The organism is Olleya sp. KKT75 (assembly GCF_055635485.1).
The window spans coordinates 1,322,078-1,339,126 of the sequence record NZ_CM145759.1 but is presented as its reverse complement, the minus strand read 5'-3'; the positions used below and the strand labels follow the sequence as shown (position 1 = coordinate 1,339,126).

The following is a 17,049-nucleotide window of genomic DNA, read 5'->3' as shown; positions in this document are numbered from 1 at the left end:
TTGTTTGGTATGTAAAACAAAACATTAAAATTGGATGGAAGAAATCCTTTAACATATATAAAACAAAAAAACCGATTCAAATTAATGAATCGGTTTTGATGGTGGTCCCACCTGGGCTCGAACCAGGGACTTTCTGATTATGAGTCAGATACTCTAACCAGCTGAGTTATAGGACCCGAAATCGGATTGCAATATTACTACTTATTTTAAAGTCTTGCAAACCTTTTTTTAATTAGTTGTCCTCTTGGCACAACTCTATCAGTACACCGTTTGATGATTTTGGATGTAAAAAAGCGACTAACTTATTGTCTGCGCCCTTTTTAGGTGTTTCATTTAGCACAACAAAACCTTCTGATTTTAATCGTAAAATTTCTTTTTTAATATCTGTAACAGCAAAAGCAATGTGATGGATCCCCTCTCCTTTTTTCTCTAAAAACTTCGCAATTGGACTTTCAGGGGTTGTTGCTTCTAGCAATTCGACCTTATTTGGACCTACTTTAAAAAAAGAAGTGTTTACACCTTCACTCTCTACAGATTCAATTTTATAATGAGATTTGCCAAAAAGCTTCGCAAAAAGAGCATTAGATTCCTCTAAATTTTTGACTGCGATACCTATATGTTCTATTTTTTTCATTTTTTATATAATTTAAGGTACAAAAATTGCTTAATTATGCCTTAAAAGTAATATATTCTTGTAATAACAACTATTTTTGCACCATGGAAGAAAGTCAAAGACAAAAAAAAATAGCTTCGGTTTTACAACGTGATTTAGTAGATATCCTTCAGGGAGCTGCTACACAAGGTGGAATGCGCGGTATAATTATATCTGTATCTAAAGTTAGAGTAACTGCAGATTTAACAGATGCTAAGGTTTATTTAAGCATATTCCCTAATAACAAAGCAAAGGAGCTTTTAGAAGGGATTAGAGCTAACAAACCAATGATCAGACATGAGCTTGCACAACGTACAAAAAACCAACTACGCAGAATGCCTGTATTAGAGTTTTATGTGGACGACAGTTTAGAGCATATTGATAAAATTGAAAAATCACTTAAAGGGGAAGATAACCCAATCCAAAATCCTGATTTATTAGATAATCGTAAAAAAGGATAATTGAATTTTCCGTTATACATAGCAAAACGCTACATACGCAGTAAAAGCAGTAATAATGCCATTAACTTTATAACAATAATTGCTATTGTTGGTATTGTTTTAGGTGCTGCATCGTTGTTTATTGTATTGTCGGGTTTTGCTGGTTTACGTGATTTTACATTAGAATTTACCAGCATTATCGATCCCGATTTAAAAGCCGAAACCACCATAGGTAAATCTTTTACTTTAAACGATAATCAAGACAAACAACTACACGCTATTGATGGCGTAGTTAACTTTTCTAGAATAATAGAAGAACGTGTTATTGCCTCTTCAGATGGAAACAATCATCCCGCTTACATCAAAGGTGTAGATGAAAACTACAACAAAATAACAGCCATAGACTCCATAATTCCTTATGGCACGTGGCTGTATCAAGACACCCCACAAATTGTACTTGGTTCGGCAATATCCAATCGGTTATCAGCTTTTGTAAACGATTACGGAAAAACCATTACCCTATCCGTACCAAAACCAGGAAAAGGTCAAATAAGCTCGCAAAGTCAAGCATTAAATCAGGTTAATACCATCAACGTTGGTATTTATGATATTAACGAAGAGCTAAACAATAAATACATTTTTGCATCTATCGCCACTGCACGTCAGTTATTAAATTACGAGCCTAATCAAATTACCAGCTTAGAATTTAAATTGACTGAAGATGCGGACGAAGATACAGTCAAAACTAAAATTAAAACCATAATAGGTCAAAACATTATTGTTAAAAACAAAGACCAACTTAACGACGCGATATACAAAATGCTAAACACAGAGAATTTAGCGGTCTATCTAATCTTTACCTTAGTCTTAATTATTGCTTTATTTAACGTTATAGGCTCCATTGTCATGATGATTTTGGATAAAAAGAAAACCCTAAGCACCCTTTACAACATCGGTGCTACAGTAAAAGACATTAGAAACATCTTTTTTTACCAAGGGATTTTAATGACTATTGTTGGTGGATTTTTAGGACTAGTTATTGGTTATATAATCGTGCAATTACAGTCTAGCTTTAACCTGATTATGATCACACCAAGCCTACCTTATCCTGTAGCTATTCACTTTAAAAACTTTGTGATAGTCATGCTTACAATCTCTGTTTTAGGGATAATTGCTTCAAAAATTGCAGCCTCTAGAATTACACAAAACTTAGTTAAGACTAGTTAATTTTGGGCAAGTTGCCTTAGCAGGCAAACAGGCTCGCGCAACTCGCTCTCTTCGAGGAGCTCAAACACATTGCTTCATCCTTCTTGCGCTTACTGTTGTGCTTAGTTAGCGCTTTGCTTAACTAAATAGATGCATTGTAATTTACAAACCAAACACTTTAGACTACAAATAAAAGCACCTCTCTTTCACTAAAAAGAAGTGCTTTTATAATATATATAAATAAGATTTAAAATTCGATTTTACTATTCAGTAAACTCAAAGTCTCCAAACTTTTCTAAAACCTCATCAAAAGCAGCAAATACATCTACAGATGCATCACTAGTCACCATTTTCATGCGGTGTTCTTTAAAATGCGGAATCCCTTTAAAGTAATTTGTATAATGACGTCTGGTTTCAAAAACACCAAGAATTTCTCCTTTCCAGTCAATAGACATTTGTAAGTGTCTTCTAGCTGCTTCTACACGCTCCTGCATAGTAATTGGTCTGTAATGCGCTCCGGTTTCAAAAAAGTGTTTTACTTGCTTAAAAAACCAAGGATTACCAATAGTTGCACGACCAATCATACAGCCATCTAAGCCATATTGGTCACGCATTTCCATCGCGCGTTCTGGTGTAGTCACATCTCCATTTCCAAACACAGGAATGTTCATACGTGGGTTATTTTTTACCTGTGCAATTGGTTTCCAATCCGCATCACCTTTATACATTTGCGCTCTGGTACGACCATGTATTGCTATAGCTTTACAACCTACATCTTGAAGTCGTTCTGCTACCTCAACAATTCTAATAGAATCCTGATCCCAACCTAAACGTGTTTTTACAGTTATGGGGATATTGGTACGTTTAACCATCTCTGCAGTTAGTTGCTCCATTAAACAGATGTCTTTTAAGATTCCTGCTCCTGCACCTTTACTAACTACTTTTTTAACAGGACATCCAAAATTAATATCAATAATATCTGGTTTTGACTCTGCTACAATATCAATGGTTTGTAACATACTATCTAAATTAGCTCCAAAGATTTGGATACCAACGGGACGTTCTTTTTCGTAAATATCTAATTTCATAACGCTTTTTGCTGCGTTACGTATTAAACCTTCGCTACTTACAAACTCTGTATACACCACATCTGCACCTTGCTCTTTACACAACGCTCTAAATGGTGGATCTGACACATCTTCCATTGGCGCTAACAACAACGGGAAGTCTGGAAGTTCTATATTACCTATTTTTACCACGATACAATTTTGGTGCAAAATTAGTGTTTTTTAGGTAATTGTGTATATTTAACTAATAATCTATCATTATTTGGACCCACCCTTCAACCCTGAGCTTTTTGTGTTGCAAATAAATAGACTTCGTAAATGAAAATCTTAAATTTTGAATTTTTTCCCTAAAAACTACAAAAAAATGGGTAACATAATCTTTTTTTTCAGAACTTATCATAATAAACCAATCAGTAATAAGACTATTTTTTACTGCTACCATCAAATAATTCTAAACGTTAAAAAAACTATGAAGAAAGCATTACAATTAATTATAGTAACCCTATTAATCTCCGGTTGTTCCTCAAGTAAAATTGGATCTAAATTAAAAACGCTAAACACAAAAGAATTTACAGTAAACTATCCTAATACTTGGGTGAAATTTGGGGCTTATGGATATTTTTATTTTACTCCTAAAGTGATAAAAAAAGATAGCCCAGAAGATGAGCTAAATAATCTTTCACTAAATAGAAATATTCTTAATGTTGAGAAATCTGAATCTATTGAAACTGCTATAGCTAACCATGGAAACACTTTAAGATTTCATGAAAAAAGTAGAAAAGGTAAGCTTTATAAAATTAAAGAAGAATCTAAATTTATCTATAAAACAGAATCAACAATAGAATATAATAATTTTGATGGTAAATATAAAAGTGTAGAATATTTCTATTTATTAAATAACGAAGTTATTTTTATCACTTTTCAAATGAAAGAAAATATATTTGACAAATATTTTAATGATGCAATGATAATTATAAACTCTTTTAATCCAAAAGCATAATTATTTTTCTATCAACAATCCCCTTCAATCCTGAGCTTTTTGGCGTTAACATAAATATTCACCTTATATTAGAATATCTCGCCTTTTTTATAGCGTATAGATATTATGTGTTTTTAAGAAAACGCAATACAGATGTTATTAACACCAATAACCGACTCTCTATTATTTTAGGTGCAGCTTTAGGTGCTTTAGTTGGCTCAAGATTGGTTGGGTTTTTAGAAAATCCTTTAATTGAATTTACATTAAATAATGCCATTACATTACTAAACACAAAAACCATAATGGGTGGTTTATTTGGCGGTTTACTTGGTGTGGAATTGGCAAAGAAAATAATTAGCGAAAAGCACTCGTCTGGAGATTTATTTGTCTTCCCTATAATTTTAGGAGTTTTTATTGGTCGTATTGGTTGCTTTTTATCTGGTATTAACGAGTTTACTTATGGTAAGGTCACTACTTCTGCTTTTGGAATGGACTTAGGTGATGGCTTACTGCGACATCCCACCTCTTTATATGAGTTGTTTTTTTTAATCTTTTTATTTATAGCTTTAAAAACTGTAAACAATAAATTACAGTTAAAAAACGGAGATTTGTTTAAGATTTTTATGCTCAGTTATTTTGGCTTTAGGTTTTGTATCGAGTTTTTAAAACCTAATGTGTTTTATACTTTTGGTTTAAGTAGTATCCAAATATTATGTGTAATTTGTTGGTTGTATTACAGCAAATTTATTGCTAGTCTTTTACTTAGCAAGCTCCCGCGTTAGCGATAGAAACGGTATCCTTTTTTGAGGTACGAGAAAAAGATTTAGTGGATAGCGCGACCCTTGTGGTAACGCCAAAATAACATAAATTACAGAAAATGCCAGTTAGAAATTATACCTATTACGATTTTACTTTAAGCTTGTGTCCTGAGTGTTTAAAACGTGTGGATGCTAAAATTGTCTTTGAAGATGATAATGTTTACATGTTAAAACGTTGCAAGGAACATGGCAATAGCAAGGTGTTAATTGCTGATGATATTGAGTATTATAAAAACATACGCAACTACAATAAGCCTAGCGAAACACCTTATACTTTTAACACTAAAACGGATTATGGTTGTCCTTACGATTGTGGTTTGTGTCCAGACCACGAGCAGCACAGTTGTTTGACGGTTGTTGAGGTGACGGACCGCTGTAATTTGACTTGTCCGACGTGTTATGCGGGCTCATCACCAACCTATGGTAGACATCGTACTTTGGACGAAGTTAAGGCCATGTTGGACACTATTGTTAGAAACGAAAAGGAACCTGATGTGGTACAAATATCTGGTGGGGAGCCAACCATACATCCCCAGTTTTGGGAAATTATGGACTATGCCAAAACGTTACCGATTAGGCATTTAATGTTGAATACTAATGGGATTAAAATTGCTAAAGATTTCGCTTTCGCGGAAAGACTAAAAACCTACGCTCCTGACTTTGAAATTTATTTACAATTTGATTCGTTTGAAAACAGTGTGTTGCGCGAGCTTCGCGGTGCCGATTTAAATGATATCCGTAAACAGGCTATTGAAAACCTAAACAAATTAAACCTATCAACAACTTTAGTGGTCACACTACAAAAAGGATTAAATGATGGCGAGATTGGTAAAATTATTGACTACGCTTTAAAACAGAAATGTGTTAGAGGTGTGACCTTACAACCAACTCAAATTGCTGGTCGACTAGATAATTTTAATCCAGAAACGGATCGGATGACCATTACTGAGCTACGTCGAAAAATAATGGAACAAACCACTATTTTTAATGCTGACGATTTACTTCCTGTACCTTGTAATCCAGATGCTCTGGTTATGGGTTACGCACTTAAACTAGGCGATGAAGTGTTTCCGTTAACGCGTTATATTAATCCAAATGATTTATTAGATAATAGCAAAAACACTATTATTTACGAGCAAGATGAAGCACTGCAAGGTAAAATGGTAGAATTATTTAGCACAGGAAACTCGGTTGAAGTGGCAGAAGAAAACCTAAAATCTATCCTGTGTTGCTTACCAAATATTGATGCTCCAGAGTTAGGGTATGATAATTTATTTAGAGTGATTATTATGCAGTTTATAGATGCTTATAACTTTGATGTTAGAGCTATTAAAAAATCGTGTGTGCATATTGTAGATAAAGACAATAAAATTATCCCTTTTGAAACCATGAATTTGTTTTATCGTGATGACAAAAAAGCACGCTTAGAACAACTTATAAACGAGATGTAATTATGATGTCATTACTTATTGAAGCTACTGGAGGAGGTGGAAATTACGACGGAATAGTCTTATTTTTTGCTGCTATTATGTTTGGACCAGCTATTTTATTAGCTATTATTGGTTTTGCTTTACTTAAAAAAAACAAAAAAGCAGCTAAAGTATTATTTATACTAGCTGCTGTTTATGTAATTGTTAGTTTAGGTATTTGTGGTAGTATGATGGCTTAGCAATACCCACAATCCATAAAACCCTAAAAATAGCTCTGCAAAAGTCCCGAATTGATAACCAAAGGTTGGGACACCGTCTAATGTTAAACTTAGTACTCTTCCAAAACCTAAACCCAGCATAAATATCATATTGGTTACTAATGCTATTTTAAGATAATTAACTTTAAATACACCTAAAATCCATAGTGTAGAAAACCCTAAATACAGCCCCATAATGGCCTTAAAAAAATTATGCTCGTCTATGGTGTCTAAATGAATATCAAACTCTGAACTTGGATTAAAACCATAAAAAAAAGACACCGGAACAACAATACATACAGATATGATTAAGTGTATTTTTGTTATTATGTTTTGATTGGTGATTTTCATCTAAAATTAAAGTATCTAACACTACAGGCTCTTTTTATTTACTGACCTTTTTGCTTTACCATTTCTAATAAATTTTTCTAAAAACTTCAAGTAACTATTCATGTCTAAAAAGCATAGGGTATTTATTACACCTAACCTAATTTTAAAACGTGGAACTTATTAGTTTTCGTTTCTTAATGCAAAATGCTTTGGCGTAATAAACTTCTACAATAAAAGATTTGTAATTGCCTGTTTTTGATACAATAAAATTAATACGTTAGAATCTATTTTACATGCCTAGACGCTCGCGCTCTTTTAGTGATTTAGTACGCTCATTGGTCTGCAAAGTCGTGTTTCCAAACTTATAACTAAAGCCTAGTTTAACGTAACGGTTATCTATATTATGATAACTGTAATTGTTTTGGTTTGCAAATTTGGATCTTGCGCCAAAGTCTTGTTGGTTAAATAAATCTGCAAACATTAAGCTAACAACCCCTTTATTATTTAGGACTTTTTTACTTAAACTTAGGTTAGAATTTAAAATAGATTCGCCTAAAATAGTCCCTTGTAAAAACTTACTTGTATATTCAACCGTTAGGTTTACAGCTAAACTATTATCTTTTAACATATTAAAACTACTGCTTATTTGAGAGAAGTTAGACCATTGATTAAAATTATAGCTCTGATTATTAAAATTAATATCAAAATCGTGGTTAAAAAAGCTTGTCAGAAAAAAAACTGAATACTTGTTTGAGATATATAAGTCTGTTAAAAAATCTAGTCCATATTCTCTAACATTTTTAATATTGCTTTGAGAGTATATTAAAAAATTATTAGCGTTGTCTTGTATTGGTAACTCATTAATTTGATTAGAAACAGTCTTGTAATAAGCTTCAATAGTAAAACTATCATTTATTGACGTCCCAATTGTAGAATAGGTAGTTATTGATGGTTTTAAATTAGGATTACCAGTAACAATAATATTGTCGTTTAAAAAGAAATTAAAAGGGTTTAAATCTGTATAATCCGGACGTTCTATATATTTATTAAATCCTACATATAAGTTTGCCTTTTCAAAAGCTTGCCAAGTAACATTAAACGTTGGAAACCAATCCAAATAATCCTGACCAGTATTTAAATTACTAACCGGAGAAAAACCATCGATATTGGTTTGCTCTAGTCGTAAACCAACTACAACACTCCATTTATCCCAACTTTTATCATAATTAATATAACCTGCAAAGACAGACTCGTCATAATTAAAAACATCTGTATTAGCATTGTTAATAGTTTGACTGCCTGTAGATTGATCAACATCAAATTGTACAACATCACTATCTGTATTTATATTTGATGTTTTTATACCTAATGCTAAGTTAGACGTGTCATTAATTGGTAATTGATAATCCAATTTAACCGAAAAAATATCTGTTGATTGATTATTAACCGTATTAAAACCTGTGCTGAAATTTGAAGCACTATTCTGGAAAAAATAATCTGAATTAACCGCTTGTCCCCTATTATAATCATAAGTCGTATAATGGGTATTTACTAAAAACTGGGCTCCGTTTTTAAAACTATGTTTATAGTCTAAATCAGTACCTATGTTATGTTTTTTATCTTCAGAAAAGTTAAACGAGTTAAAGTTATAGTCGTCTACGCCTTGTAAATCTTTTACAAACGTATTTCCTTTAGTTTTATAATTGTAAAAAGGTAAATACAATACATTAGACGACAAACTTAAGGTGTTATTATCATTGATATAATAATCAAAATTTAAATTGGCATTATGCGTCTTTGTAGTTGTGTTTCTATCTAAATCTGTTCTCCAAAATTCTGTTGCAATATTATTTTCTTGATAATTAATTTCATCAAGATTATTTCTATTTACTTTACTATGTTTATAACTATAATTAAGATTAAGGTTTATTTTATTTGTTTTATAAAACTGACTTAAACCACCATCATACCTTGGGTAAACACCTTGTGTATATTTAGCCAAAACAGACCCTCTATAACCCATAATTAGATTTTTAGTCATCACAATTTTTAAAACTATTCCACTGGAGGCATCGTAGATAGCAGATGGACTTGTAATAACTTCTATTTTTTGAATGGAATTAGCCGAAGAAGCATCTAGTAACATTGCTAATTCTGAGGCTGATAAATTAACTTTTCTATCATTAATATAAACGGTTGGGCTACTATTTTTAACCATAATATTATCATCCAAAACCAAGACGCCTGGTGTGCTTTTTAAAACATCAAGCATTGACCCCTCCACTAAAGCTGTGTTGGCCACATTAAAGATCATACGATCCGCTTGTTTAGTAAACTTTGGCTTTTTGGAGTTAACGGTTACTTCACCAAGGGTTTCAGAAGCTATTTTTAAAACTATTACTCCAACATCAGTCGCTTTTGTAAGCGAGATTGGATTACTAACGGATTCAAAACCAATATAGGATAGCTTTAAAACATATTCTCCAGAGGTTAAATTATCAATACTAAATTGACCTTGGTCATTAGTGCTTGATCCCGTTATAACTTTGGATTCATCAGAAGAATAGACTATTGCGTTAGCAAAAGCCACAGGTAGGTTATTGTCATCTACAACTGTCCCAGAAATGGTTAAATCCTGAGCATAACTAGTTATAGATAAACAAAAAACAATAAAAAGATTAAAGCGATTCATTTATAATAGGTTAAGCGCGCAATATAATAATAACTAAACACTTTCAGTTGTGGTAAAAACCACAAATTTGGTCAAATTTGGTTTCCAAAGAAAAAAGAAAAAAAGCCCGATAATTACTTTATATTTGCAACAACCTTGATTTATAAGGTGATTTGACTATGAAAAACATTAGAAACTTTTGCATAATTGCACATATTGACCACGGAAAAAGTACACTTGCTGACCGTTTATTAGATACTACAGGTTCTGTAACTGCTAGAGAACAACAAGCTCAGTTATTAGACAGTATGGATTTAGAGCGCGAACGTGGTATTACCATTAAGTCGCATGCGATCCAAATGGACTATACCTTTGAAGGTGAAGACTATATTTTAAACTTAATTGACACCCCTGGTCACGTAGATTTCTCTTATGAAGTGTCAAGATCTATTGCTGCTTGCGAAGGCGCCTTACTAATTGTAGATGCTGCTCAAAGTATACAAGCACAAACAATATCTAACTTATATCTAGCATTAGAGAATGATTTAGAAATTATTCCTGTACTTAACAAAGTAGATTTACCAAGTGCAAACCCAGAAGAAGTTACTGATGATATTGTCGAATTATTAGGATGTGATCCTTCTGAAGTGATTCATGCTAGTGGAAAAACTGGATTTGGTGCAGAAGCGATATTAAAAGCTATTATTGAACGTATTCCAGCTCCAAAAGGAGATCCAGACGCACCATTACAAGCGTTAATATTTGACTCGGTTTACAATACCTTTAGAGGAATTGAAACTTATTTTAGAGTCTTTAATGGTGAAATAAAAAAAGGACAGAAAATTAAATTTGTCGCTACTGGTAAAGAATATAATGCAGACGAAGTTGGAACACTAAAACTAACACAAGTTGCAAAACAAAGCGTTAAAACTGGAGATGTAGGATACTTAATTACAGGTATTAAAACGGCTAAAGAAGTAAAAGTAGGAGATACAATTACTGATTTTGTAAATCCAACAACTAATATTGTAGAAGGTTTTGAAGATGTTAAACCTATGGTATTTGCTGGTATTTATCCAGTAGACACAGAGGATTACGAAGAGCTTAGAAACAGTATGGAAAAGCTACAACTTAATGATGCTTCTCTTGTTTTTGCACCAGAAAGTTCTGCTGCGTTAGGTTTTGGGTTCCGTTGTGGGTTTTTAGGAATGTTACACATGGAAATTATCCAAGAGCGTTTAGAGCGTGAGTTTGATATGACTGTAATTACAACAGTACCTAACGTATCATACAATGCCTACACAAATAAGCATCCAGACAAAGCATTTATAGTAAATAACCCGTCAGATTTACCAGATCCGTCAACAGTAAATCGTGTGGAAGAGCCTTTTATTAAAGCAACCATAATTACTAAATCCGACTTTGTTGGTAACGTTATGAGTTTGTGTATTGAAAAGCGTGGTATGATTGTTAATCAAAACTATTTAACACCAGAACGTGTTGAGTTAACTTTTGAAATGCCATTAGCCGAAATTGTATTTGATTTTTACGACCGATTAAAAACCGTGTCAAAAGGTTATGCCTCTTTTGATTACCATCCTTTAGGAATGAAAACATCAAAATTAGTACGTTTAGACGTCTTATTAAACGCACAGCCAGTAGATGCACTTTCTGCCTTAATACACGCAGATAACGCACATAACATTGGTAAAAAGATGTGTGAGAAGTTGAAAGAACTTATCCCACGTCAACAATTTGATATTCCAATCCAAGCAGCTATTGGAGCAAAGATTATAGCTAGAGAAACTGTAAAAGCATTACGTAAAGATGTAACTGCAAAATGTTATGGTGGAGATATTTCGCGTAAGCGTAAATTATTAGAAAAGCAGAAAAAAGGTAAAAAACGTATGCGTCAAGTAGGTAATGTAGAGATACCTCAGCAAGCATTTATGGCTGTATTAAAGCTGAATGATTAACACATGAGTATAAATTCTATTTATACATATGTTTTTATTATTTTTAATTTAATTATCACCCTTTTTTTTATCAGAAGAGCAAAACTAAAAGGGTGTATGTCTTTTGGTTATGTTTTTTTGATCATATTTTGCGTTACATTATTTAGTTTTTCTGTTACCCCTTTTTTTGTAAAAACTACTCAAGAAAATTATGATGTCTTTACTTCGGGAGAAGACCATGTAGCAACAGTAGTTAGCATTGTTAATAAAGGAGTTGACTCCAATAATAGTACAATGTACTCTCCTATTGTACAGTTTGAAACCTTAGAAGGAAAAACCATTACAAAGCAATTAGGCTTTTCCACTAAAGGCATTAAAAAAGGAGATACCTATAAGATAAACTATAACCCCAAAAAAGACCGTGTTATTACCTTAGGCTATATACGTGTAATAACTGTTGTAGGAGCTATTTTATTTTTTACAATTTTTATCTTCCTTTTTGCTGGACTAATGCTTTATATTTTAAACTTTAGTATGGAGGGGTATTTTTATCTCATAAAATTAATAGGGCTTAAATTCTTTTTACCCTTTGTAATGATCATGTTTGATGCATTGCTTATTTATGCTCTTTTTTATGGTAATAAAGTGCCAATAGGGATATCGATTTTATTAGTGTTTTTTATTCTAATACTAACACTTGCTATCGTTGGATATATAAAAATGTTTTTTACTGAAAGCAAGTTTAAAAATAAAAAAGCCAAACCATTAGTGACTTGGAGTAATAAAAAGAAACAAAAAAGAATAAACAGGTAACGCTTAAACATCTTGTTTACAAAAATTTACCTATTTATTGATGCTATAACAAACGTTGAACAAATTAAAACTTAATCATTACCATCAATCCTGTTCTCTTCATCTCTTGAAGAGTTGCTTCTACTTTTCTTTTTACCAAATTTAGAACCAAAACTATAGGATAATCTAAGTTGTACATTTTGTCTTGACTCATTACTTTCTACTGCTGCAAGACCATTACCGTAGTCTATATTACCTATAAAACCTCTATTTAGCATTTTGTTAAATCCAAGATTTGCTTTTAGCTTATCATCAAAGAATTTTTTACCAAAAGAAAAGTCTAATTCTGCAAACCAGTCTACTTCAATTTGACCTTCTAAAGCACCAGTTCCATAATTACCGCTTAATTCAAAATCGATATCCCAAGGCAACTCATAACTAGCTTCTATAAACCAAATAAAGTTCCACTTGTTTAAATCAACATTATACGTTGAGGACTGGTAGTCTGTATTAGTTACAATGATACCTGTATAACCTTCCAAACCTTCAGCAAACTCAACCGGAGCATATAATCTAAAATTCCAATTCGCATTATTCTCTACGTTAACTTGTTGCTGTCTAATTTGTGCTGTCGCATTGTCTTGAGAGATTAATTCAAAAATAACATCGTCTGTTTTACTATAACCCACTATAAAAAAAGGTTGGCCATCGTAGGTTAAATTAAATTGATAATTATTAGTATAAGATGGTGTTAAATTAGGGTTTCCTTCTCCTGCCGAAAAAGGATCTAAAAACGTAGCAAAAGAGTTTAGACTACTATAAGAAGGTCTTTGTATTCTATAACTATAAGACAAACTAGCCCCTAAAACATCCGTTAGCTCTCTACTAACTGACGCACTTGGAAATAGCTTTTTAATGGGTCTTTTCTGGACTTGAGTGACTAAACTACCATTGTTTAAAAATGTAGACGTACCGTCTGTATTACTATCTTCATAACGCAATCCTCCTGAAAAGGACCACTTACCTTGCGTTGCACTAATCTTTGAGTACAGTGCAAAAATGGTTTCGTCAATAACAAAACGACTACTTTCATCATCTAACAAATCAAAATTACCATTATTGTCAATTAAAGATTCTAAATCGTTATCTGTTTTGACATCCGCATAGCGTGTACCTGCACTTAATTTTAAGTTATCAGAAAACGTTCTGGAATAGTCAACGCGATAGGTTTTAATATTATACGTTCCGTCTTGATTATAGCGTCTATCTGTAAAATCAATAGTACTTCCTGCAACATCAGATAAGGTATTGGTGTTGGTATTTGTAAAATCAACATAATTAAAATCGACAACCAATTTATTAGCGTCCGACTTATACTCGTAATACGGATTGATGTTAAAATTAGAGCGGTCTCTATCAAAGTAGTTTTCAGAAAATAAAGTTTCAGTCGTATTTATATCCGAAATAATAGTTTTGCTGCTTATGGTTCTTGTAGAGTTTCGGTTATTAAATCTTCCGCCGATTCCAATAGAGTGATTTTCGCTTAAATAATAATCTAAACTTCCGCTAATCGTAATGTTTTTAGGATCATACGGCTCTTTAGTAACTTGATCATAAGTTTCTGTACCAACCGTTCTTACTAAAAACAAATCTTCTCGCCATGTTGGCTCCGAATAATTAACACTAGACTGCCAATTTAATTTGTTTTTATAACTCGCTATAGAAAATCCAGAACCCCATTCTAAGCCTTCGTCCTCTCCTATCCAAGACGTTACATTACCATGTGTGCCTAATTGGACGTTTTTCTTTAAAATAATATTTATAATGGCTCCAGAACCTGATGCTTCGTACTCTGCTCCTGGTTGTTCTATTAATTCTATTTTTGAAATATTGTCTGCTGGAAAATCTCTAAGTAAAGTTTCAACATCCATATACTCGGTTGTTTTTCCATTAATAAGAATCTTTACTCCTGTTTTTCCTGCAATCGAAATCCCGTTATTAGTGACTAAAACACCTGGGATTTTCCGCATCACATCTTCTAAATTGGTGTTAATCATTTCTGATTTTTCCAAATCTACTATTAGCTTTTCCGCGGTTTGTCTTATTACTGGGCGTTTACTTTTAACAACAACCTCATCTAATGTTAGGTTTTCTTCTTCTAAAATAAAGTCTAATGTTTTATTAGATTTAAGCTCAAATTTATCAGATAATTTAGTCTGAAACCCAAGACTTGACACTTCTAAATAATACGTATCTGACGTCGTATTTTTTAAATGGTAAACGCCTTCTTTGTTAGTAACTACTCCCGTAACAACAGTTTTAGTTGAGTGATTATAAAGTATTACATTGGTAAACTCTAGTGGTTGCCCATTTTGATCTGAAATAGTTCCAGAAATATCGTGTTGTGCAATACTAGTAAAAGAGAAAAAAAGAACCCATAAAATACTTAGTGATTTAAAAGCCATAACAGTTTGATTTTGATTGATATGCTAAATATATGCTTATCAATCAATTATAAAAAACTGTTTTTACTGAATTGGGATAAAAAACGGATGAATTGGGAACATCTTATACCGTATCCACTTTTTCCACATCTAAAGGTTTACCTAAATACACTAAATAACTCCCCTCTTCTATGTCTTCAAAATTAGTATTGTAAGACGATATGATATGTATTTCTCCTTCTTCATCTTTAATAAAAAGCGGAATAATATCCTTATCCTTTATGGTTGTGTTTATTAAGTCTAACAAGTGGTCTTTATCAATAATTTCAATTTCTTGAATACTTGGAAACTTTCTAGTTACTTCAGATAAGGTTGTAAAATCATCGGTATGAGAAAATAAACCTTCATGTGGATTATTGTTTTCATCCAACATTTCTTCAGTAGATACTAATCTAAACGCCCCGTTTTCTCCAAATTGTTTAGAAAACTTAGTGATAGCATACTTATTAATATCATTATTACCAGTAAGTGCCATTAAATATCCCACATCGTTAAGCTCTATATTATCCGTTAATGTTTCAGAATAGATATTAGCATTTAAGGCATCTAAACCAAGATCTTTTGCTTTGTTTATATTGTTTTGGTTACTATCAATCAACACAACATGTCTACCATGAGACTCTAAATAATGTCCAATTAATCTTGATGTTTTAGAAGCACCAACAATTAAAATACCGTTAGATTGTGTTAAAAACACACCCACTAATTTTGCAAAAAGTCTTGCGGTTGTTGCATTTAAAAGTACTGTTCCCAGAACTATTACAAAAACTAAAGGTGTAATATATTCTGCGCCAGTAATACCTTTACTTGCTAATTTTAAACCAAAAAGAGAAGCAATACCCGCAGCAACAATACCACGTGGTCCAACCCAACTAATAAACAGTTTTTCGTTAAATTTAAGTTTAGAACCATGCGTACTTAAAAAGACACCTACAGGTCTAACAATTAAGATAATTACAGCAAAAAGGGCTACAGTTTCCCAATTATAAATTAATAGTAATTCACTATAGTTAATATTTGCTGCAAGCAATATAAATAATATCGAAATTAACAAGACACTCAACGATTCTTTAAAGTATAATAAGTCTTTTAAATAAGGCGAGTTAGAGTTACCTAAAACCATACCCATAACCACTACTGCAAGTAATCCCGACTCATGCGCAAACGCGTCAGACAGTACAAACACACCTAATACCGCTGCTAATGCAAACACATTTAATAAGTAATGTGGTACCCATTTTTTATTGATAATAAAATTCATAGCATGTGCAAACGTAAAACCAAAAGTGGCTCCAAATAATACAATTTTACCAAACTCTATTAGTGCTGTTTTAGTAAACTCGCCTCCTGCATCTACACTAATAAATTCAAACACTAATACCGCTACTAAAGCACCAATAGGATCAATTAAAATCCCTTCCCATTTTAAAACGGTAGAGATATCTTTTTTTAAAGGTATATTTCTTAAAATAGGTGTAATTACAGTTGGTCCCGTTACAATTATTAGTCCTGAAAATAAATATGAAATCTCCCAAGTCAATCCAAAAATATAATGTGCAGCTACACCAGCTCCAAAAAAGGTAACTAAAGAGCCTAAAGATATAAGCTTGGTTATAACTGGTCCTACATTTTTTATCTCGCTCATTTTTAAGGTTAGTCCACCTTCAAAAAGAATGATACTTATGGCCAAGGATACAAAATAGAACAAGCTTTCGCCAGGAAACAACCCTTCTTCTCCATTCCAAATTGGTTCTATCCATTTGGTGCCATCTTCACTTAAAAATTCGGCAGCAATTGGTCCAACTAATAACCCAATTAATATTAAAGGTAAAATTGCGGGTATTTTTAATTTCCATGCTACCCATTGTGCTAGTATCCCTAAAATAATGATTCCTCCTAATTCTAACATTTAGTTTACGTTTTTTGTGAAAATACTAATTCTTTAATT

At 32.4% G+C, this 17,049-nt stretch carries 14 protein-coding genes and 1 tRNA gene; 8 read left to right on the top strand and 7 right to left on the bottom strand.

The window, feature by feature from the left end; genetic code table 11:
- Positions 1 to 99: 99 nt before the first annotated feature.
- Both ACZ2G2_RS05965 and mce read right to left on the bottom strand, forming a co-directional pair.
- Positions 100 to 176: transfer RNA gene (locus ACZ2G2_RS05965), tRNA-Ile, on the bottom strand.
- Between the two features lie 56 nt (positions 177 to 232).
- The gene (gene mce / locus ACZ2G2_RS05960; RefSeq protein WP_470394504.1) at positions 233 to 634 is read right to left on the bottom strand and encodes a methylmalonyl-CoA epimerase; all 402 of its coding nucleotides are present in this window, start codon (positions 632 to 634) and stop codon (positions 233 to 235) included.
- Between the two features lie 83 nt (positions 635 to 717).
- On the opposite strand from mce, the gene rbfA reads away from it, so the two are divergent.
- Complete coding sequence (gene rbfA, locus ACZ2G2_RS05955) at positions 718 to 1,113, top strand: 30S ribosome-binding factor RbfA (protein ID WP_101202726.1); 396 nt, start codon at positions 718 to 720, stop codon at positions 1,111 to 1,113.
- A complete protein-coding gene (locus ACZ2G2_RS05950) occupies positions 1,114 to 2,319 on the top strand; it encodes an ABC transporter permease (RefSeq protein WP_470394503.1) in 1,206 nt (401 codons plus the stop codon).
- A 242-nt stretch (positions 2,320 to 2,561) separates the two neighbouring features.
- Here ACZ2G2_RS05950 and dusB read toward each other — a convergent pair whose 3' ends face one another.
- Positions 2,562 to 3,557, bottom strand: a complete 996-nt coding sequence (dusB, locus tag ACZ2G2_RS05945) for a tRNA dihydrouridine synthase DusB (protein WP_470394502.1) — start codon at positions 3,555 to 3,557, stop codon at positions 2,562 to 2,564.
- A gap of 277 nt (positions 3,558 to 3,834) precedes the next feature.
- On the opposite strand from dusB, the gene ACZ2G2_RS05940 reads away from it, so the two are divergent.
- The 4 genes from ACZ2G2_RS05940 (at position 3,835) to ACZ2G2_RS05925 (ending at position 6,831) form a co-directional block, all read left to right on the top strand.
- A complete protein-coding gene (locus ACZ2G2_RS05940; protein WP_470394501.1) occupies positions 3,835 to 4,365 on the top strand; it encodes a hypothetical protein in 531 nt (176 codons plus the stop codon).
- Positions 4,362 to 5,126, top strand: coding sequence for a prolipoprotein diacylglyceryl transferase (locus ACZ2G2_RS05935; RefSeq protein ID WP_470394902.1), 765 nt, complete (start codon positions 4,362 to 4,364; stop codon positions 5,124 to 5,126). Before ACZ2G2_RS05940 ends, ACZ2G2_RS05935 begins: the two co-directional genes overlap by 4 nt.
- Positions 5,127 to 5,221: 95 nt before the next feature.
- Positions 5,222 to 6,613 (top strand): radical SAM protein, encoded by a 1,392-nt coding sequence (locus ACZ2G2_RS05930; RefSeq protein WP_470394500.1) that lies wholly within the window; start codon positions 5,222 to 5,224, stop codon positions 6,611 to 6,613.
- Positions 6,614 to 6,615: 2 nt separating this feature from the next.
- The gene (locus tag ACZ2G2_RS05925) at positions 6,616 to 6,831 is read left to right on the top strand and encodes a hypothetical protein (protein ID WP_282070267.1); all 216 of its coding nucleotides are present in this window, start codon (positions 6,616 to 6,618) and stop codon (positions 6,829 to 6,831) included.
- On the opposite strand, the gene ACZ2G2_RS05920 is transcribed toward ACZ2G2_RS05925, so the two are convergent.
- Positions 6,802 to 7,200 (bottom strand): DUF4345 domain-containing protein, encoded by a 399-nt coding sequence (locus tag ACZ2G2_RS05920; protein ID WP_090837048.1) that lies wholly within the window; start codon positions 7,198 to 7,200, stop codon positions 6,802 to 6,804. The two genes, ACZ2G2_RS05925 and ACZ2G2_RS05920, sit on opposite strands and share 30 nt — an antisense overlap.
- 268 nt (positions 7,201 to 7,468) lie before the next feature.
- The gene (locus ACZ2G2_RS05915; RefSeq protein ID WP_470394499.1) at positions 7,469 to 9,871 is read right to left on the bottom strand and encodes a TonB-dependent receptor domain-containing protein; all 2,403 of its coding nucleotides are present in this window, start codon (positions 9,869 to 9,871) and stop codon (positions 7,469 to 7,471) included.
- Between the two features lie 158 nt (positions 9,872 to 10,029).
- Between ACZ2G2_RS05915 and lepA the strand changes: the two genes are divergently transcribed.
- A complete protein-coding gene (gene lepA / locus ACZ2G2_RS05910; protein ID WP_101202735.1) occupies positions 10,030 to 11,826 on the top strand; it encodes a translation elongation factor 4 in 1,797 nt (598 codons plus the stop codon).
- A gap of 3 nt (positions 11,827 to 11,829) precedes the next feature.
- Positions 11,830 to 12,618: a DUF3592 domain-containing protein gene (locus tag ACZ2G2_RS05905; RefSeq protein ID WP_470394497.1), complete on the top strand. Its 789-nt coding sequence runs from the start codon at positions 11,830 to 11,832 to the stop codon at positions 12,616 to 12,618.
- A 71-nt stretch (positions 12,619 to 12,689) separates the two neighbouring features.
- Here the strand turns inward: ACZ2G2_RS05905 and ACZ2G2_RS05900 are convergent, their stop codons facing one another.
- Both ACZ2G2_RS05900 and ACZ2G2_RS05895 read right to left on the bottom strand, forming a co-directional pair.
- The gene (locus ACZ2G2_RS05900; RefSeq protein WP_470394496.1) at positions 12,690 to 15,062 is read right to left on the bottom strand and encodes a TonB-dependent receptor; all 2,373 of its coding nucleotides are present in this window, start codon (positions 15,060 to 15,062) and stop codon (positions 12,690 to 12,692) included.
- A 103-nt stretch (positions 15,063 to 15,165) separates the two neighbouring features.
- On the bottom strand, positions 15,166 to 17,010 hold the full coding sequence (locus tag ACZ2G2_RS05895) for a cation:proton antiporter (protein ID WP_470394495.1): 1,845 nt from the start codon (positions 17,008 to 17,010) through the stop codon (positions 15,166 to 15,168).
- Positions 17,011 to 17,049 lie beyond the last annotated feature (39 nt).

Coding starts and splice junctions, on each gene's coding strand:
- mce (WP_470394504.1), bottom strand. CDS start 634: ATGAAAAAAATAGAACATATAGGTATCGCAGTCAAAAATTTAGAGGAA.
- rbfA (WP_101202726.1), top strand. CDS start 718: ATGGAAGAAAGTCAAAGACAAAAAAAAATAGCTTCGGTTTTACAACGT.
- ACZ2G2_RS05940 (WP_470394501.1), top strand. CDS start 3,835: ATGAAGAAAGCATTACAATTAATTATAGTAACCCTATTAATCTCCGGT.
- ACZ2G2_RS05930 (WP_470394500.1), top strand. CDS start 5,222: ATGCCAGTTAGAAATTATACCTATTACGATTTTACTTTAAGCTTGTGT.
- ACZ2G2_RS05925 (WP_282070267.1), top strand. CDS start 6,616: ATGATGTCATTACTTATTGAAGCTACTGGAGGAGGTGGAAATTACGAC.
- ACZ2G2_RS05920 (WP_090837048.1), bottom strand. CDS start 7,200: ATGAAAATCACCAATCAAAACATAATAACAAAAATACACTTAATCATA.
- ACZ2G2_RS05915 (WP_470394499.1), bottom strand. CDS start 9,871: ATGAATCGCTTTAATCTTTTTATTGTTTTTTGTTTATCTATAACTAGT.
- lepA (WP_101202735.1), top strand. CDS start 10,030: ATGAAAAACATTAGAAACTTTTGCATAATTGCACATATTGACCACGGA.
- ACZ2G2_RS05905 (WP_470394497.1), top strand. CDS start 11,830: ATGAGTATAAATTCTATTTATACATATGTTTTTATTATTTTTAATTTA.
- ACZ2G2_RS05900 (WP_470394496.1), bottom strand. CDS start 15,062: ATGGCTTTTAAATCACTAAGTATTTTATGGGTTCTTTTTTTCTCTTTT.
- ACZ2G2_RS05895 (WP_470394495.1), bottom strand. CDS start 17,010: ATGTTAGAATTAGGAGGAATCATTATTTTAGGGATACTAGCACAATGG.